Source organism: Arthrobacter sp. ISL-65, assembly GCF_018613795.1.
Lineage (GTDB): Bacteria > Actinomycetota > Actinomycetes > Actinomycetales > Micrococcaceae > Arthrobacter.
In genome coordinates this window covers 81,122-98,101 of the sequence record NZ_JAGGPN010000042.1, presented here as the reverse complement: position 1 = coordinate 98,101, position 16,980 = coordinate 81,122, and the positions used below count along the sequence as shown (strand labels likewise).

General features: G+C 67.2%; 17 protein-coding genes and 1 tRNA gene. 6 read left to right on the top strand and 12 right to left on the bottom strand.

The window, feature by feature from the left end; translation table 11 throughout:
- Positions 1 to 92 precede the first annotated feature (92 nt).
- Positions 93 to 356 carry a GlsB/YeaQ/YmgE family stress response membrane protein gene (locus J7I85_RS18960; RefSeq protein ID WP_214855263.1) on the bottom strand — a complete coding sequence of 88 codons (264 nt, stop codon included), beginning with the start codon at positions 354 to 356 and terminating at the stop codon, positions 93 to 95.
- Positions 357 to 794: 438 nt separating this feature from the next.
- Between J7I85_RS18960 and J7I85_RS18955 the strand changes: the two genes are divergently transcribed.
- The 3 genes from J7I85_RS18955 (at position 795) to J7I85_RS18945 (ending at position 2,394) form a co-directional block, all read left to right on the top strand.
- Entirely contained in the window at positions 795 to 1,040 is a 246-nt protein-coding gene (locus J7I85_RS18955) for a hypothetical protein (RefSeq protein ID WP_214855260.1), read from the top strand.
- 91 nt (positions 1,041 to 1,131) lie between these two features.
- Positions 1,132 to 2,175 (top strand): hypothetical protein, encoded by a 1,044-nt coding sequence (locus J7I85_RS18950; protein WP_214855257.1) that lies wholly within the window; start codon positions 1,132 to 1,134, stop codon positions 2,173 to 2,175.
- Positions 2,176 to 2,214: 39 nt separating this feature from the next.
- Complete coding sequence (locus J7I85_RS18945; protein WP_214855254.1) at positions 2,215 to 2,394, top strand: hypothetical protein; 180 nt, start codon at positions 2,215 to 2,217, stop codon at positions 2,392 to 2,394.
- 115 nt (positions 2,395 to 2,509) lie between these two features.
- Here the strand turns inward: J7I85_RS18945 and J7I85_RS18940 are convergent, their stop codons facing one another.
- The 10 genes from J7I85_RS18940 to J7I85_RS18895 all read right to left on the bottom strand — a co-directional run bounded on the left by J7I85_RS18940 (position 2,510) and on the right by J7I85_RS18895 (position 13,177).
- Complete coding sequence (locus tag J7I85_RS18940) at positions 2,510 to 3,355, bottom strand: aldo/keto reductase (protein ID WP_214855251.1); 846 nt, start codon at positions 3,353 to 3,355, stop codon at positions 2,510 to 2,512.
- Between the two features lie 111 nt (positions 3,356 to 3,466).
- Positions 3,467 to 3,910, bottom strand: coding sequence for a hypothetical protein (locus J7I85_RS18935; protein WP_214855236.1), 444 nt, complete (start codon positions 3,908 to 3,910; stop codon positions 3,467 to 3,469).
- 6 nt (positions 3,911 to 3,916) lie between these two features.
- Positions 3,917 to 4,639 (bottom strand): bacterial proteasome activator family protein, encoded by a 723-nt coding sequence (locus J7I85_RS18930; protein ID WP_251024547.1) that lies wholly within the window; start codon positions 4,637 to 4,639, stop codon positions 3,917 to 3,919.
- Between the two features lie 38 nt (positions 4,640 to 4,677).
- Positions 4,678 to 5,142, bottom strand: coding sequence for a GNAT family N-acetyltransferase (locus J7I85_RS18925; protein WP_214855233.1), 465 nt, complete (start codon positions 5,140 to 5,142; stop codon positions 4,678 to 4,680).
- Between the two features lie 2 nt (positions 5,143 to 5,144).
- Complete coding sequence (locus tag J7I85_RS18920; RefSeq protein ID WP_214855230.1) at positions 5,145 to 5,366, bottom strand: YbdD/YjiX family protein; 222 nt, start codon at positions 5,364 to 5,366, stop codon at positions 5,145 to 5,147.
- Entirely contained in the window at positions 5,366 to 7,666 is a 2,301-nt protein-coding gene (locus J7I85_RS18915; protein ID WP_214855227.1) for a carbon starvation CstA family protein, read from the bottom strand. The genes J7I85_RS18920 and J7I85_RS18915 overlap by 1 nt, the downstream gene beginning before the upstream one ends.
- Positions 7,667 to 8,927: 1,261 nt before the next feature.
- The gene (locus J7I85_RS25195) at positions 8,928 to 10,718 is read right to left on the bottom strand and encodes an FtsX-like permease family protein (protein WP_251024546.1); all 1,791 of its coding nucleotides are present in this window, start codon (positions 10,716 to 10,718) and stop codon (positions 8,928 to 8,930) included.
- Position 10,719: 1 nt separating this feature from the next.
- Positions 10,720 to 11,454, bottom strand: a complete 735-nt coding sequence (locus tag J7I85_RS18905; protein ID WP_214855212.1) for an ABC transporter ATP-binding protein — start codon at positions 11,452 to 11,454, stop codon at positions 10,720 to 10,722.
- On the bottom strand, positions 11,451 to 12,065 hold the full coding sequence (locus tag J7I85_RS18900; protein ID WP_214855209.1) for a PadR family transcriptional regulator: 615 nt from the start codon (positions 12,063 to 12,065) through the stop codon (positions 11,451 to 11,453). The genes J7I85_RS18905 and J7I85_RS18900 overlap by 4 nt, the downstream gene beginning before the upstream one ends.
- A 128-nt stretch (positions 12,066 to 12,193) precedes the next feature.
- Positions 12,194 to 13,177, bottom strand: a complete 984-nt coding sequence (locus J7I85_RS18895; protein WP_214855205.1) for an NAD(P)H-quinone oxidoreductase — start codon at positions 13,175 to 13,177, stop codon at positions 12,194 to 12,196.
- Between the two features lie 113 nt (positions 13,178 to 13,290).
- On the opposite strand from J7I85_RS18895, the gene J7I85_RS18890 reads away from it, so the two are divergent.
- The 3 genes from J7I85_RS18890 (at position 13,291) to J7I85_RS18880 (ending at position 14,753) form a co-directional block, all read left to right on the top strand.
- Positions 13,291 to 13,378, top strand: a tRNA-Ser gene (locus J7I85_RS18890).
- Positions 13,379 to 13,665: 287 nt separating this feature from the next.
- Positions 13,666 to 13,815 (top strand): hypothetical protein, encoded by a 150-nt coding sequence (locus tag J7I85_RS18885; RefSeq protein ID WP_214855468.1) that lies wholly within the window; start codon positions 13,666 to 13,668, stop codon positions 13,813 to 13,815.
- A gap of 116 nt (positions 13,816 to 13,931) precedes the next feature.
- Entirely contained in the window at positions 13,932 to 14,753 is an 822-nt protein-coding gene (locus tag J7I85_RS18880) for a VOC family protein (protein WP_214855192.1), read from the top strand.
- Positions 14,754 to 14,929: 176 nt separating this feature from the next.
- Here the strand turns inward: J7I85_RS18880 and J7I85_RS18875 are convergent, their stop codons facing one another.
- Positions 14,930 to 16,936, bottom strand: coding sequence for an FAD/NAD(P)-binding domain-containing protein (locus tag J7I85_RS18875; protein WP_214855189.1), 2,007 nt, complete (start codon positions 16,934 to 16,936; stop codon positions 14,930 to 14,932).
- Positions 16,937 to 16,980 lie beyond the last annotated feature (44 nt).

Genomic DNA, 16,980 nt, shown 5'->3' with positions numbered 1-16,980 from the left:
GTCCCCGCTTGGCCGCGGGGACGCCGGAACCTGTGGGGCCGGCCCTCGCTTGGGCCCACCCCACTTGCAGATCTTGGTGCTATGAAATCAGGTCAGACCCGGCTTCTGCGTGTGACGGCGCCGTAGATCAGCAACACAACGACGGCCCCGAGGATGGACAACAGCCAGGTCCGGAGGTCGAAGAAGTCACCCAAGCCACCACCGAAGATCAGCGAACCGATCCAGCCGCCGAGGATAGCCCCGACAACGCCCAAGACGAGGGTGACTATCCAACCGCCGCCCTGCCTCCCGGGAAGAATGGCTTTTGCAATGGCCCCCGCAATCAGACCGAGCAGGAGAAATCCAAGAATTCCCATGACGCACTTTCCTTTCCACCAGACAGGTACCGCGGGTGTGGCACCAGCTATAGAGATGAGTTAATCAGCATGCTTAGTAGCTGGCAAGCACTCGTTGCCCGTGCCCCCAAAAAATTCTCTTGTCAGGGCTTTGGGGGCGGTGCTATAAAAATCGGTATCAGCCAGCATCGGAAACTGAGGTCAAGGAGGGGGTCCCCGGCAGCAGTCAACGCCTCATGGACCGGGACGGGATACCGGTACACGCAAAAGCTGCTTATTGGGCGGTGAGCTAACAGAGAACGCCACAGCGCAAAGTGTGCAGATGCAGCATCTTCAGCGTGCGGATCCTATTCCCGCTAGGTGGTCCCCGGCTGCAGGAGCAGCCGGGGACCACCTCACCCTAGCTGCAGAGGGGAACTCAGCATCCGGAGTTACTGAGCTGGTTGTGGTGGGATTTCAGTGGACCAGGCGACAATCGTCAGCTACGCCCTCGGCTATATCGCCGTTGCTATAGCCGTTTTTCTTATATTCCTGCCGGCGCTCGCTGTTTTCGGCCTGCTTCTGCTCGGGGTCGGTGCCGTGCAAGTGATCGTTCTATTCATCAATGTAATGGCCGTTGGCCTCTATAAAGCTGCCCTCAGGTTGTTTCACTACCTGCTGGACAGGTGGCAGAGGGGCCATCGCGGCAGACTGGCCGCCCACTAGAGCGGGACCGCGCCCGGCCGACATGCGTCCCGCCGGAACCCCCTGCGTGAGCGCATGCTGAAACCTACGCGCCGAAACATATGATGCTGTCATGGAGGAGGAACTGGAGCGCGCCGCGGGGGCCTTGTACGCGCTTCCCTTCGACGAGTTCGTCGCCGCCCGCGCTGCCGCCGCCAAGGAAGCCGCATCCAACAAGCCCCTTGCCCAGGCGATCCGGACCCTGCCGAAACCTTCCGTGGCCGCATGGACTGTCAACATGCTGGCGCATCACCGTCCCGACGCCGTTCAGCAACTCAGGACTCTGGGACAGACCATGCAGGAGGCCCAGGCTTCCCTCGATGCGGCAGCCCTGAGGGAACTCGCCAAGCAACGGCGGAAGCTCCTCGGCGCCGCTGTCGGTGAAGCACGGCTCGCCGCTGAGGAACAGGGCCGGAAGATCAGCGGACCTGTGGCCACCGAAGTGGAAGAGACACTGCGCGCCGCCACGGCGGATCTGGCGGCTGCCGCCGCCGTCGAAAGCGGGCTGTTGCTCCGCGGGCTGTCCGCTGACGGCGTGGACCAGGTTGATCTCAGTGACGCCGTGGCGGTTCCGTCGGCCCTTGGCAAGCTGCCGCCGCGGCCGCGCCCGCCGCAGCGGCCCGGCGCAGCGCAGCGCCCGGGGGGCGGGGGGCCGAAAGTTCGTCGGGAGGAATCCTCCGCCACAGCGGCTCCGGCCAGCCGGCGCACACGAACACAGCCGCCGAAGGCCGCGGACAAGGCTGACGCCGAAGAGCACGAAAAGCCGCGGCTCCGGGCCGTCCGCAGCGCTCCCCGCCCCGTTCCGCCGTCCCTGCTGGAGAAGGCGGAGGCAGCACTGGCGGAAGCGGAGGAGGCGGCTGCCGATGCCGCCAGCGAGGCCGCACGCCGGGCCCAGACCCAGGAGGACGCCGCGGCAGCCTTCGTCCAGCTCACAGCGGACGTCAACGAGGCACGGCAGCGGCTCCGGGCCCTGGAACTCTCACTGGACGCCGCGCGAAAGCAACGCGAGACCGCTGCCGCTGAGGCGAAGCAGTACGCCCGGGCGGCGGAGAAAAGCGAGCGATCAGCCGTTCTGGCCAAGGAACGTGTGCTCCGGCTCCGCAACACGCCGGACTGAACTGCCAAAAATGTCAGACCCCGGTTGCACCATGGAGCCATGGAAATTAATCAGGAGTTCCACGTAACTTACTTCGACGCCGACTGCGGCCGGATCCGCACCGAGGTCTTCGACACCGTGACGGCGGCAGAGCTTTTCGCCAGCCGCAGCATCACGGGCGAGGACGGCTGGGCCATCGTCGACGCCGTCGCGGTCCAGCAGGAACAGCTCGCCGCCTGAGCCGGTAAACCCTCGCCAGCAAGAACGCCGCCAGCCGAGTCCGATCAACACGGAGACGCCCCGCCCTGTCCGCGTAAGCGAACGTGGCGGGGCCTCACCGTGGGCAGCCTGGGAATTAGGCGAAGTCAGAGACAGCCGGGTCCGGGCCGATCCTGCCGCTTCCTTCCGCGGTGCGGTCCAGCCCGTTGATGGCTGCAACCTCCTCGGCGTCCAGCGTGACGTTCAGCGCGTCGAAGTTCTCACGGATCCTGGATTCGGTGACGGACTTGGGGATGACGACGTTTCCGATGGCGAGGTGCCATGCGATGACCACCTGCGCCGGGGTGGCGTTGTGCTTCTGTGCGATGCCCGCAATGACCGGGTCCTCCAGGAGTTCACCGCCCTGGCCCAGCGGCGACCAGGCCTGGGTCACGATGCCCTGGGAGGCATTGAATTCCCGCAGTTCCGACTGGCTGAAGTACGGGTGCAGTTCCACCTGGTTGATGGCCGGCACCACGCCGGTCTCGTCGATGATCCGCTGCAGACCTTCGACGGTGAAGTTGGAGACGCCGATGGACTTGACCTTGCCGCGCTTCTGAAGTTCGATCAGCGCCTTCCAGGTGTCCACATACTTATCCTGTTTGGGCTGGAGCCAGTGGATCAGGTACAGATCCAGTGTTTCAAGGCCCAGCCGCTCCAGGGACTCCTCGAACGCGGCCAGCGTTGATTCATAGCCCTGGTCAGCGTTCCAGAGCTTGGTGGTGATGAAGATTTCCTCCGGCGACAGCCCGAAGCTGGCGATCGCCCGGCCGACGCCGGATTCGTTGCCGTAGATCTTGGCGGTGTCGATGTGGCGGAACCCGGCCTGGAACGCCTGGAAGACAACCTTCTCGGCGACGTCGTCTTCAACCTGCCACACCCCGTAGCCCAGCTGGGGAATGGGGTTGCCGTCATTGAATGTCAGTGTGGGTGAAGAAGTCATTTGTCCATCCTGCCAACAATCCGCTCGGCAGCGCACGGGATAAGACGAAGCTATGCTAGCCGCGTAACACCGGCTGCCGGGGAATATTTCGGCGGCAGGCGAATACCGCCGTCAGGACTCCGACAGGAGCCGCTCGGCGTCGGCCACCTGCTCAATAACAGTCTCGGCCCGGCGCCAGACGGAGGCCGCGCCAACCGGCACGGGTCCCACGGCAAGCCGCAGCATCGCGGCCGCCTCGGCGGTGGCCGCCAGCGAGTTGCCTGCCTTGGACAGTGAGCGGTGAACACCGGACAGGGCATGCGGAATATCCAGGCCGTCGCTGGGCGACCGCCGTTGTGCCTCGACACAGATCTCCCGGACGCGGCCGGAGAGCCCTGCCAACTGGTTGGCGACCTCCACCAGCTCTCCGTAGAGCTGGTCGTCCTCCACGCCCTCGAGCACTTGGTGGTAGCGGTCCAGCCCCCGGTGGAACCGGTCGTGGGCGCGGCGCCACAAGCCTTTGCCAAGCTCTGCGTCATCTTTCCGCCCTTGCAGGGCGGCCGTGAAAAATCCCAAAGAGGCCTACAAGTACTGGCCGGGGCCGTGGTCGGGGTCTTCCTTCCGGCCCGGGTGCAGCGGGTCGCTGCCGGGCTGGGGCGCCTTGGAACGCTGCGGCTCGCCGTTTTCACCGATGACGACGCCGGGCGCAATGACGGTCCCCGGCGGAAGCTGCCGGAGCTGCATTTGGGCCATGGCGTGTTCCCGGGCCGCGTGCTGGGCGGCGATCGCCGTCTGGATCCCGTGGAAAAGCCCCTCCAGCCAGCCCACCAGCTGGGCCTGGGCGATCCGCAGTTCGGCGTCCGACGGCGTGGCGTTGTCCGGGAAGGGCAGGCTGATCCGTTCCAGCTCCTGCACCAGTTCCGGCGCCAGACCGTCCTCGAGTTCCTTGATGGAACGCTCGTGGATCTCGGCAAGGCGGCCGCGCGCGGCGTCGTCCAACGGCGCGGACTTCACCTCATCAAGCAGCTGCCGGATCATGGTACCGATCCGCATTACCTTGGCCGGCTCATCCACGAGGTCCTGCAGGTTGCTGGGCCTGGGCTTTTCCGCCTCGGCGGGGCGATCGGCGGCCCCCGCATCGAGTGTGGTCCCCTCCACCGGCTCCTCGTCCTCGGACGGCACAGTAGACGGCACAGTAGCCGCGGACTCAGGCTGGGCAGCGGGCCGAACGCCCGGCTGGCCGGGCTGGACGGCGGCCTGCGGACCCGCCGCCTGGGTGGGTTGAGTGTCTTCGGGATCGCTCATGCGTTCATACTCTCACGGGCCCGGAATGCGGAGTCCAGTCAACGAAGCTCCTTGACCAGGATTTCGCCTTCGTCCTTAGCGAAACCGCAGTTGCGGTAGAAACCGACGGCATACGTGTTGGCCGGAACCCACACTTCCGCCACCCCGTTGCCCCTCATCCAGGCCTCCATCTCCGCTATAAGCGCCCGGCCAATGCCCCGGCGGCGCCACTCGGCATGAGTTCCCATCTCCATCAGCAACAGCTCCGCCCAGGGGCCGGGCGTCCGGCGCCGCTGGATGCAGCAGTGCAGGAAACCAACAGTCTGTCCCCCGGCCTCCGCCAGCCAGAAGAGAACCGAGGGGTCCGCGAGGAAGTCCCGGGCGCCGTCGGGGGTTAGTTCCCCCGACGGTGCGGTCCCCGGATCCTCGTCAAAGAGGTTGTCCGTGGCGGCCAGCCCGATGAGCGCAGCGGCATCCGTCGGCCCGATCCTGCGGACGGCGAATCCGGCCGGCGGACCTGGCATGGTCAGCAGCACCTGCCCTGCGGATTGCTGTCCTGGCGGTCAGTCCGGTCCCGCCAGAACGCCCGCTCGTCCATGGGCGGCGTGCCGTGGCCGGCCGCCGCATGGTGCTCCAGGTACTTCCGGTACGCGTCGGCGCCCATGACACCCTGCACGTACCGCGCGAAGCCGCGGAAGGCCCCCGCTACCGGATGAAGCAGGCCGGCCGGTCCGGGCGCAGCACTCATCAGTGGTGCCCCGCCCGCTCGACACGCAGGTCCGCGGGCAGCTTGTTCCATTCCGCCATTAGCTCGCGTTCGGCGGGGGTGGGGATCAGCCCGGCGGGCGCGTAGACGCGTGAGGGATGTGGCCGGTCCTCGTTGTTGACGTTGGGGACGCCGGCCGCGGTGTTCCGGAAGGCCTTCACCGTGGCAAGCACCGCGGTAACGATCACGATGATGCTCAGCACCACGAAGATGATGGACAGCCAGCCCTGGATCATGGTGTTGCGGACCACCGCCTCCATGGCCGCCGTGGTCTTGGCCGTGCCGAAGGAGGTCTTCCCGTCCGCCAGCGCCTTGCTGAAGGCGGCGTTGTTGGCGAAGTACCCCACCGCCGGGACGGAGGAGAAGATCTTGTGGATGCTTGCCGTGATGGTGACGACGGCGGTGAAGGCCAATGGCACGGCAACGATCCACAGGTACTTGAAGGAGCCGCGCTTCGCCGCGATGGCCATGCACACCGCCAGGGCGATCGCGGCCAGCAACTGGTTGGCGATGCCGAACAGCGGGAACAGGGTGTTGATGCCGCCCAGCGGGTCGGTGACACCCATCAGCAGCACGGCGCCCCACGCGCCGACCATGATCGCCGTACAGAGCCAGGCGCCGGGCCGCCAGGACGCTTCCTTGAACTTCGGGGCAAAGTTCCCGATTGAATCCTGCAGCATGAACCGCGCAACGCGCGTTCCGGCGTCGACCGCGGTGAGGATGAACAGGGCTTCGAACATGATGGCGAAGTGGTACCAGAAGGCCATCATGCCGGTTCCGCCGATGAACTGCTGCATGATGTGGGCAAGGCCCACCGCCAGCGTGGGTGCGCCGCCGGAGCGCGAGACGATGCTTTCCTCGCCCACGTTCGAGGCGGTCTGGGCCAGGACGTCGGGAGTGATGTTGACCCCGGCCAGGCCAAGTCCGTTGACCCACTGGGCCGCCGTCTCCACCGTTCCTCCGGTCAGCGCCACGGGAGCGTTCATGGCGAAGTAAATCCCGCGGTCGATGGAAACGGCGGCAACCAGCGCCATGATGGCGACGAAGGATTCCATCAGCATGCCGCCGTAGCCAATGAAGCGGGTCTGGCGCTCCTTCTCGATGAGCTTCGGCGTGGTGCCGGAGGAAATCAGGGCGTGGAAGCCGGACAGCGCGCCGCACGCAATGGTGACGAAGAGGAACGGGAACAGGGCGCCGGAGAAGACCGGTCCGTTCTCGCGGCCCGCAAACTCGCTGAAGGCGGGGACGGTGATTTCGGGGCGCACGACGATGATGGCCACGGCCAGCATCGCGATCACGCCGATCTTCATGAACGTCGAGAGGTAATCGCGCGGTGCGAGCAGCAGCCACACCGGCAGGATGGCCGCGATGAAGCCGTAGACGATGAGGCCCCACGCGATGGTGACCTTGTCCAGATGGAAGAACGCCGCGCCCCATTCGGTGCCGGCCACGGCTCCGCCGCCGATGATGGCGGCCATGAGCAGCACGAAGCCGATAATGGAAACCTCCATGACCTTGCCCGGACGCAGGTACCTCAGGTACACGCCCATGAAGAGCGCGATGGGGATGGTCATGCCCACGGAGAAGACGCCCCAGGGACTCTCGCCCAGGGCATTGACGACGACGAGCGCCAGGATCGCGACGATGATCACCATGATGAGCAGGGTGGCCACGAGGGCGGCGGTGCCGCCGATGACTCCGAGCTCCTCACGCGCCATCTGGCCGAGGGAACGGCCGCCGCGGCGCATGGAGAAGAACATGACCAGGTAGTCCTGGACGGCGCCCGCGAGCACGACGCCGAGGATGATCCAGATGGTGCCGGGGAGGTACCCCATCTGGGCGGCGATGACCGGCCCCACGAGCGGGCCTGCCCCGGCGATCGCGGCGAAGTGGTGCCCGAAGAGGACATTGCGGTCCGTGCGGACAAAGTCCTTGCCGTCAGCCTTGTACTCGGCCGGCGTGGCGCGGCGGTCGTCCGGCTTGAGCAGATACCGCTCGATGACCTTCGAGTAGAAGCGGTACCCGATCAGGTAGGTGCACACCGAGGCGAACACGAACCAGATGGCGTTGACCGTCTCACCCCTGACCAGTGCCAGCATGAACCAGGCCACGCCGCCCAGGAGTGCGATGGCCACCCAGGTGGCGATCTTCGCGGGGGTCCATCTGCGCTCCTCAGCGTCGCGGACCGCGTCATCAACGGACGTCGGCGGCAGCGATTCGTCGGCGGCGGGATTGCGTTCCCCGTCCGCCGTTCGGGTCCCGTCCTCAGGCATGGTGCCCATGTCTCCTCCTTGAGATTCCCAGCTGGCACGGAATGTGCCACCGGCACCCTACCAACGGGTATGGCTGCAACCGCGGCCATTTTCGGAGCCCTGCCGGAGGAATCGCCGAGCGGTCGCGACGCCGCGATGAACGGACGGCCCCCGCCTGTACCGCCGTCGTCCGCTCCGGGGGTCCAGTGCGGCTGTCAGGAGCGGTTGTCAGGTGCCGGCGCTTCGCCGGGACACGGGCAGGCGGGCACGCGCGAAGACCCAGGCCAGTGCGCTGCCGGTTAGCGGCACGGCGACGAGCAGGGCCAGCAGCGGCAGCCAGGGAACCACGGACACCGCGAACATCCGGGTGGCCCCGATGAGCAGGACTGCGGGTACCACCCCGGCGCCCACTCCCAGAGAGGTGCCAAGGGACGCGGTCATGAGCGACTGCGCACCTGCCAGAGCTTTCCGCAGCCGCGGCGGCGCCCCGACTCCTGCGAGCGTTATGTGGTCTGCCCGGGCATCGGCGAGCGCCAGGCCCGTGGTGATGCCGGCGGCGCTGAGCGTGATGAGGGCACTGATGCCGACGATCAGCCACAGCAGTTCGGACCCGGTACGGTCCGCGCCCGGCTCAACGTAGAAACCCATGGCCTGGATCCGGTAGATCTGGGCCAGTGCCGCTGACGCCCTGTCCTGCTCGGCGGCTTCCGGGTAGGCGGACAGCTGGGCGAGCAGTACGGAGTTGTCGAAGTGGATGCCCAGCCTGGAAGCGGTGCCCGGGGGGATGACGCCGTAGAACGGGACCGGCACGTCCGGGGCGTCCACGACGGCGGGCAGCGCTGTGTTGCTCAGGGGCTTGTAAACCACGGCTGAACCGGGGCCGGGAAGGGATTGGCGCACGTCATAGGACTGAAGGGTGGTTACCCCGTCCTTTTCGAAGACCGGGTTGCTGACCACCATTCCGCCGCTGTTCAGTGCGGCCACAGCGGCTGGGCTTGGTTCCCGGCCCAGCAGGGACCGCAGCTCGCCGACGCCGCCAACCACCAGCTGCGGAAGCTGGCCTGAGACGCCGGCAGGGAACATCGATCCGTTGCACCGCCAGTCCTGCCCGTCCAGGACTCGGCCTTGCGGGGTGGCAGGGCATTCCTGGCCCGCCGGCACGGCGAGCTTGTATTGCCGGCAGTCCACACCCCCACCACTGGCAGGAAGGGATCCGTCGGCCGACACCCGCATGTCGCACTTGCTCGTCACCGGCCCCCTAAGGACCCGCGTCCACTGCACGGTGCTCAGCTCACGCCGCAGCGCCGCGGCCACCGCAGCCGGGTCGATGGCCTGGTCGGGGCCCGTTCCTGTGGCGTGGACCGGTGCGGTTTCCAGCGGCAGGGAGACCTGGTTTTCCTGCGCGGCCCACATGTGCGTGCGTCTTGCCTCCTCCATCTGGCTGGCGGAGAGGGACCATTGCGGCACTGGCCAGCGTTGCGGCGGCGAGAACCGCGGCCACGGCGGGCACCGTGCGGCTCCGGTTCCTGGCAGAGTCACGGGCAGCCATCCGCAGCGGGAGCGGCATCCAGGCCGTCCGTGCAGTCAGGACTTTCACGAATGTCCCGGTGAGCAAAACGAGGGCCGCCACCGCCAGGACGGCACCGCCGGTGAGCAAGGCTGCAACCAGCGGGATCCGTGCGGCGCGGGCATCCAGGTCCCCGCTGAGACCCAGCGTGTGCCCCGCCGCCAGGAACGTGATGGCCAAAACCAGCAGTCCACCGCCCACCCGCGCCGGCCACGGCCCCCGCACAGCCGGTGCGCGGCCGGACTTCAATGCGCCGAGAACCGCCTGCCTTGCAACCTGCCGGGCGGGAACCACCGCGGCCAGGAAACATGCCAGCAGGCCCATGGCCATGGCCGCCACAGTGGGCAGAATGTCCAGGTGGAAGCCTGGAAACCGGACTGAGCCCAGGTGCCTGGTTACGCCCACCACTGCGGCAGCCCCGCCGGCCCCCAGCACGGCACCGGCCATCACAGCGATAGTCCCAAGCCACAGCCCGGCGGCAGTCACCACCGCGCGGACGGTGGGTGCCTCCGCTCCGCTGGCGGCAAGCAGGGCGAGTTCGCGGACCTGGCGCTTGGCGCCCACCGCAAACGCTGCCCCGGCAAGGAGACCCACTTCGAGCAAGGCAAGTGCGGCGATCAGCACCCCGGCAACGTAGCCGGCGGCGGGCATGGTCCCGGGGCCCTCGGCGGCGCCCGATGCGACCGGCGGGTCAAGTGCCACGGCACGGGAAAGCACAGCGATGCCGGACCTGTTCAGGTCACGGATCTGGTCCCACCGAACGGGTTCTGAACCAACGAGGTAATACATCGTTTCCCCGAGCGGACTCCCCTGCGCGGCCGGGCTGTCCATTGCCGCCTGGCCAGGCTTGAGGAACAGGATGGGGTTGCCGTCCGAGTAGGTGGCATCCCGGAGGGTGCCGACGACGGCGAAGGTGCCGTCCGCCGTCGTCAGCCTGTCCCCGAGGCGGATCCCGAAGCGTTCCAGCGCTCCGGGCGAGACGAGGATTTCGTCACGGGCGGCGGCGGGCCGCCCCTCCAGAAGTGTGTATTTTCCGGTGAAGGCGGGGTTCAGGGCGTCGACGGCCTTGGCCATCACCGGGACATCGGACCCGCTGACGTCGGACGCGCCGGTCCTGATCGTGAGCGTCAGTTGCGATTCGGTCAGGACTTCGTAGCCGGCGGGGATGGCATCGCGCGGATCCCGCGGTTTGAAGTCCGGATCGTTGGTGAAGTTCCGCGTCATGGTTGCCGTCTCCAGCACGGGATCCTGCACCGTCTCGGCGTTGGAGGCGGGCATGCTGCGGAACCTCGCCTGCGTACTGCCCAGCTGGTACTGCACCCGTTCCGCCGGTGTTTCCTGCATGCTTTGCGCCAGGGCGGCGGCGCCGGTCATGCCGGCCACGGGCAGCAGGATCAGGAGGATGATCAGCAGGGAGCGGCCGCGGTGCCTGCTGATGTCCCGGCGTGCCATCCGGAGGGCAAGACGGAAACTGTGCCACCGGCCGTGGGGCACGGGCGCTACGTCCAGGGCCATCTCAGCCGGCCGGCGCCAGGAGAACTGCGGGATTGTGCATGGCCGTTGCCTCATCCACAATCCGGCCGTCCCGGATAAACACCACGCGGTCCGCCCACGCGGCGTGGCGTGCCTCGTGCGTGACCAGCATGACGGCGGCGCCGGCGTCAGCCCGGGAGCGGAGCACCTCCATCACGCCGTGGCCGGTGGTGGAGTCGAGAGCGCCGGTGGGTTCGTCGGCGAGGATCAGCCGGCGGCTCCCCACGATGGCGCGTGCGATGGCCACGCGCTGCTGCTGCCCGCCGGACATTTCATCCATGAACCGCTGCGCCTGCTCCGGGATCCCCACCTGCCGCAGGGCATCCACTGCCTGCCGGTGCGCTTTCCTGGCCGGCACGCCGTCGAGCTCGAGCGGCAGGGCAACATTTTCCGCGGCCGACAGCGTCGGAACCAGGTTGAAATCCTGGAAGACATAGCCCACCGCACGCCGGCGGAGGCGGGCCAGGGCGTTAAGTCCCAGCCCCGCCAAGGGCGTTGACTCCACAAAGACACTGCCCGACGTCGGCCGGTCCAGTCCGCCGGCCAGCGCCAGCAGTGATGATTTTCCGGAGCCGGACGGCCCCATCACCGCAACGAATTCCCCGGCATTGACGGTGAGGTCGACATCCCGCAGGGCGGCAACCGCCGTCGTGCCCTGCCCGAACGTCCTGCTGACTTTGGCGAGTTCAAGGACCTGCTGCGGCCCCTGAACGCTCACCGGCGGTTCTCCGCTGTGAGCGGGGCAGCCTCTTCAGCTGTGACCCCGTTGGACGGTTTACGTGGGTGGCTGCGCGTCCCGGAGGCCTGCGCTAGCTGCACCATCCGGGCCTCGCACAGATCCAGCCAGCGGATCTCGGCCTCGGTCTGGAAGATCAGCGAATCCAACACCAGCAGCCAGGCCGTGTCCGCCGCCCGCTGGTTGGCCGCGGTGTCCCGCCGCGACTTCGTATAGTCCTGCAGGGCACGCATGGAAGCGGTGCGCTGGGCCTGGATGATGGCGGCGACGTCCACCCCGGGCAGGGTGACGGCCAGCGCCAGCTTGATGGCGAGCTCGTTCCGCGGCGGGTTGCTGCGTTCCACCGGTGTCGCAAACCAGCCCTGGACCTCCGCCCTGCCCGCTTCGGTGATGCTGTACACGACGTGGCCTTCGCCGTCGCCGCCGTCGTTGCTGACCAGGCCGTCACGTTCCAGCCGGTCGAGGGTGGTGTAGACCTGCCCGATGTTCAGCGGCCAGGTGGCACCCGTGCGGTCTTCGAATTCGACCCTGAGCTGGTAGCCGTAACGCGGCTGGTCCTGTAAGAGGGCGAGGAGGCTGTGGCGGATGGACATCTGGCTCCTTGGGTGTAAGTCGGCAGTATGCACGCGCCCCCAAGACGCGTGCATACCGCGTATGCCTCGAGCCTAGCGTTAGTTTTTCTGCGTGGCAATACTGAGTATCTACCGCAGCGGGCGTGGCGCTACATCACCAGCAGGACCTTGCCCACGTGCTCGCCGGAGTCGAAGTATTTGTGGGCTGCCCTGGCCTGGTCCAGCGGGAAGGTCTTCGCCACCAGCGGATGGATCCGCCCGTCAGCGACGAGGGGCCACACGGAGTCCCTGACCGCCGTCATGATGATGCCTTTCTCGGCTGTCGGGCGGGAGCGGAGCGCGGTGGCTACGACGGCCGCACGCTTGCGCAGCAGCTGCCCGAGGTCCAGTTCCCCCTTGGCGCCTCCCTGCAGCCCGATGACGACGAGCCGGCCGTAATCGGCCAGGGCGTCAACGTTTTTTTGCAAGTACTTGGCGCCCACGACGTCCAGGATGACATCGGCACCTTTGCCCCCGTTTTGGGCACGCAGGCTCTCGGCGAAGTCTTCCTCCGCATAGTTGATGGCGATGTCGGCGCCGAGGAACGCCTTGGCTGTGCTGACTTTCTCGTCGGTGCCCGCGGTGGCTGCCACCGTGGCCCCCAACGCCTTGGCCAGCTGGATGGCCATGGTGCCGATGCCTCCCGTGGCGCCGTGGATCAGGACCGTCTCCCCCGGCTGCAGCTGCGCGGTCATGACCAGGTTTGAGTACACGGTTGCCGCCACCTCAGGCAGGGCGGCAGCGGTAACCAAATCCACGCCGTCGGGAATCCTCAGCACCTGTTCCGAGGGCACCGCGACCTGCTGCGCATAGCCGCCGCCGGACAGCAGCGCCACCACCTTGTCCCCGACGGAAAACGGCTTGGTGACGCCGGGGCCGAAACCCGCGATCCTTCCGGATACCTCCAGCCCGGGAATCTCCGAAGCACCCGGCGGGGGCGGGTAGTAGCCCCTCCGCTGCTGGACGTCGGCGCGGTTCAGGCCGGCGGCCACAACATCGATAAGGACCTCGCCGTGGCCCGGCTCGGGAGCCGGCACCTCGCGGATTTCCAGCACTTCCGGCCCGCCGGGCTCCGAGATAAAGACGGCTTTCATGGCGAACTCCCGATTTCTAACTAATTCCTGCCCCAAAAATACTGTGCAGCGGCGACAACTGCCACGCGGCGGTTTTTGTTGCAGCCAACTGCCTATGAAACACTACTAGTTAGGGAAGGTTGTCCGAGCGGCCGAAGGAGCTGGTCTTGAAAACCAGTGTGCGGTAACCCCGTACCAAGAGTTCGAATCTCTTACCTTCCGCGCAGGGGCCGGCGCGTTGCGAAAGCACCGCAATGACGGCCATTTTGAGGGCCGGCCGGGCCAATCGAAAGGTTGGCTTGGCCGGCCTTTTGCGTAGGCAAGTAGTGGCTCTTTCCACCAGCAGGTAGGGGTGCGGACGGGGTGCCCGAAAATCAGGTAATCCGAGTACCGGCCCGGCAGAATTCGAGTACGCGCCACTCATGCGCGCCCTTGCCGAAAGGCGTTCACTTGTATCAGCACCGCTCCATTCCGCGACCGCGGGAGGGAGATTCCGCATCCACCGTTGCATGTGGGGGGTCGAGGTCATGGGCAAGGCTGAAAAACAGAGCCTGCGCTACTCGGATTACTACTGGTGCATGTCACTGAAGGACTTCATCGAGTGGATTGAGGCCGACGACGACCAGGAGCCGGGCACCTCATACTCGGACCAGCGCTGAGCGCACACCCTGTCTCACCCCCATTGAAACTGTCACACCCCCGGCATAGTGTCGGTTCTGTCCGTAGCACCTCCATGACCTGCGGGAACGTCCCGCAACCACACCAGGAGCAGACCATGCCTACGCCCGAACCCACGCCCGGCGCCCCCTGCTGGGTCGACCTTATGACCACCGACGCCAACCAGGCGAAACAGTTCTATGGCGAACTGTTCGGCTGGGATTTCGAGACCGCGGACCAGGAAAAGTACGGCGGCTACATCACCGCCCAAAAGAACGGCAAGACCGTCGCCGGCATCATGCAGAAGCAAGAGGACCAGGAGGGTATGCCGGACATGTGGTCCACCTATCTGTGGTCCGATGACGCCGCCGCCACAGCCGCGGCGGTTGCCGCAAACGGTGGCCAGGTGTACATGGAACCCATGGACGTCCCGGAACAGGGCCACATGGCGTTCTTCGGTGATGCTTCCGGCGCCGCGATTGGTGTGTGGCAGCCGCGGGAGATGCGCGGTTACGAGCTTGTTGGCGAGCCGGGCGCCCCGGCCTGGCACGAGCTTCACACCAAGGACTACGCCGCCGCGGTGAAGTTCTATCAGGAAGTGTTTGACTGGGACACCGACGTGATGAGCGACACACCGGAGTTCCGCTACATAACCCTGGGCGCCGGCCGGGAGGCAAAAGCCGGGATTTATGACGCGTCGGCCGACCTTCCCGCCGAAGTCCCCTCCAACTGGGTCGTCTATTTCGCTGTAGAGGACGCTGACGCTTCCATCGACAAGGCGGTCAATATGGGTGCGACGGTCCTTGACGGACCGGATGACACACCCCACGGCCGGCTAGCCACGCTGACGGACCCCACCGGGGCGAGGTTCAAGCTCGTGGCCGACACTGGCCAGAGCAACGCGGGCGAGGCCGAAACCGGCGGACAGGGCGCCCTGTAGTCACGTTCGCCGATTGGATGCCGGCCGGCAGCTTCGCAGGAAGCTACCGGCCGGCATTCTTTGTGCTCGCCCGAGGGTCGCACTCCGCCGGGAGCTGAGGAAGCGTCCGGATTCAGGCGGCAGGAACTGAGGGAGCGTCCGGATTCAAGCGACAGGAGCTGAGGAAGCGTCCGCGCTCAAGCGGCAGGAGCTGAGGGAGCGTTTGGGGCCAGTCCGAGGATGGCGCGGGCGATCTCGTCGGCGTCGCGGAGCGTGCGCTGCCCGCTGGGGTACACCGGACCGGCCTGCTGGGCCGCTTCGGCGGCGATGGCCGTTCCCCACTGGGCGGCCGAGAGCTGGAGCCCCAGCACGTACATCCGGTCCGTGACCTCGCCGTTCGCCGCAACCGGCCTGTACGGGTGCGGGCGGACGTCGAGCCCGGAGGACTGCACCGGCGTGCCTTCCACGGTCATCATGGTCCGTGGCCGGACGAGCCCGTCGGCGAGGAGCTGCTCCAGCAATGGGGACTCGTTGAGGGCTACCCGGTTGGCGGGGGCCAGGGCCTCCACCAGCGTGTGTGCTTCGGCGGCGCCGCCCCTGACCCACGGCGAGGCGGCGGTGAAGGCGCGCTTCCCGCGGGCCACGCCGAACTTGGGGTCCGGGCCCACGAAGCTGACAATTCCGGCGCGTGCCAGAGCTGCCAGCTGCTCGGCGCGCAGCGCCGGAGGACCGCTGGCCAGGCCCTCCACCAGCGACTCAAACCAGCCCCGCAGGCCGGCGACCCATGACTCATCGGTGATCCCGCCGTCGGCCACCACCGATTTCAGCACGGCGCGGCCGTGGTGCAGCGCGCCGATGGCCATCTTGACGGGGTCGTCCTCCCCGAGCGCTGAGCGGCGGGCATCGTCATCGAGGTAATCGACGACGGCGGCATCCAGCTCGGCACGCGAAGCAAAGCGCCGCCCGGACAGCGGCGCGGCCAGGCCACGCAGGTCCAGCCTGCTGCCCGGATGGACATGGCGGCCGACGACGGCGTTGAAGTCCTCTTCCCACCGGCCGGTGCTGTGGGCATGCGGGTGCAGGGCCTCGTCCAGCTCCTTGAGGAACGCGGCGTGGTCCTGCACGGCGTCCGGCTGCGAGCGCACGAGGGTCGTGTAGTAGGCCCAGAGCGCGTCCCGGTGCAGCAGCGGCCAAAGGTCGTGGTCGAATGCCGGAACAATCCCGGCAGCCGCGAACCTCTGCAGCGCCTTCCCGGTGAAGTAGCGGAGCGTGACCGACGCCGGGTAGTAGCCCGCGAGGGTGGCCTTGGACCGGTACGGCGTTCCGCGCCGGGACGCGGCGAAGATGATCGGCTCCTGGCCCGAGGGCAGGTACTCGAGGGCGTCCCCGGCCTCCACGAACTTCCCGCCCCGGCCCTCCGTGAGCTGCCCCATCACATCGAAGAAGTTCAGGCCCATCCCGCGGACCAGCACCGGCTTCTGGGCCGGAATCGCGCCCCAGTCGACGTCGGCCGGGACGGCGGGCGGGAAGTAGCGCAGGCCAAATTGGGCGGCGGCAGCCTGCAATTCGCGCTGTTCTGGGCTGAGGCGGGACGCGAGGTGGCCCAACGCGAGCACCACCGAATCGACGGTGAAGGTCCCGCCGCCGTCGAGTTCGACCTCGTCCAGTTCGCCCCTGTCCAGTTCGACCTCGTCCAGTTCGACCTCGAACCTTCCGTCCGGCTGCCGGCGCGCAGCGGTAGCCACCGCCTGGTGCATCTTGATGGTGACGCCGTCGGGCAGCGCGGCGAGCAACTCCTCGACTGTGGACCGCAGGTAGCGGCCGTAGATTGCGCGGCTGGGGAAGTCGCCGGATCCCAGTACGGCAAGCTCCGCCCGCTCGTCGTCGGTGAGCTCTGGCAGGGGGCTGCGCTGCTGGGCTGTCCGCCAGCGGTCGAAGGTGGTGCCGGCCACCGGCGCGGCCAGCCCCGTGTCCTCGGGCACCAGCGTGGGGTAGAACGACTGCGTGTTCATCAGGTAGAGGCGGGACTGGCCGGGCTGCCAGACGTGCCCCGGACCGGCCGGAAACGGATCGATGACGTCGATGTGCAGGCGGGCTCCGGCAGGGCGGGCGGCGGACCAGTTGGCGAGCAGCCGCTCCAGCACGCTGGTACCTCTCGGACCGGCGCCAATCAGCGCCGCCCGGATGCTCTGCGAAATAACCACGCCTTCCAGAGTATCGGCATGTGACTTGCTAGCTGAGCGGGGAT

What these genes read in the sequence shown, in the direction of transcription:
- J7I85_RS18960 (WP_214855263.1), bottom strand. Translation starts at nt 356, where the DNA reads ATGGGAATTCTTGGATTTCTCCTGCTCGGTCTGATTGCGGGGGCCATT.
- J7I85_RS18950 (WP_214855257.1), top strand. Translation starts at nt 1,132, where the DNA reads ATGGAGGAGGAACTGGAGCGCGCCGCGGGGGCCTTGTACGCGCTTCCC.
- J7I85_RS18945 (WP_214855254.1), top strand. Translation starts at nt 2,215, where the DNA reads ATGGAAATTAATCAGGAGTTCCACGTAACTTACTTCGACGCCGACTGC.
- J7I85_RS18940 (WP_214855251.1), bottom strand. Translation starts at nt 3,355, where the DNA reads ATGACTTCTTCACCCACACTGACATTCAATGACGGCAACCCCATTCCC.
- J7I85_RS18930 (WP_251024547.1), bottom strand. Translation starts at nt 4,639, where the DNA reads ATGAGCGATCCCGAAGACACTCAACCCACCCAGGCGGCGGGTCCGCAG.
- J7I85_RS18925 (WP_214855233.1), bottom strand. Translation starts at nt 5,142, where the DNA reads ATGCCAGGTCCGCCGGCCGGATTCGCCGTCCGCAGGATCGGGCCGACG.
- J7I85_RS18920 (WP_214855230.1), bottom strand. Translation starts at nt 5,366, where the DNA reads ATGAGTGCTGCGCCCGGACCGGCCGGCCTGCTTCATCCGGTAGCGGGG.
- J7I85_RS18915 (WP_214855227.1), bottom strand. Translation starts at nt 7,666, where the DNA reads ATGGGCACCATGCCTGAGGACGGGACCCGAACGGCGGACGGGGAACGC.
- J7I85_RS25195 (WP_251024546.1), bottom strand. Translation starts at nt 10,718, where the DNA reads ATGGCCCTGGACGTAGCGCCCGTGCCCCACGGCCGGTGGCACAGTTTC.
- J7I85_RS18900 (WP_214855209.1), bottom strand. Translation starts at nt 12,065, where the DNA reads ATGTCCATCCGCCACAGCCTCCTCGCCCTCTTACAGGACCAGCCGCGT.
- J7I85_RS18895 (WP_214855205.1), bottom strand. Translation starts at nt 13,177, where the DNA reads ATGAAAGCCGTCTTTATCTCGGAGCCCGGCGGGCCGGAAGTGCTGGAA.
- J7I85_RS18885 (WP_214855468.1), top strand. Translation starts at nt 13,666, where the DNA reads ATGTGGGGGGTCGAGGTCATGGGCAAGGCTGAAAAACAGAGCCTGCGC.
- J7I85_RS18880 (WP_214855192.1), top strand. Translation starts at nt 13,932, where the DNA reads ATGCCTACGCCCGAACCCACGCCCGGCGCCCCCTGCTGGGTCGACCTT.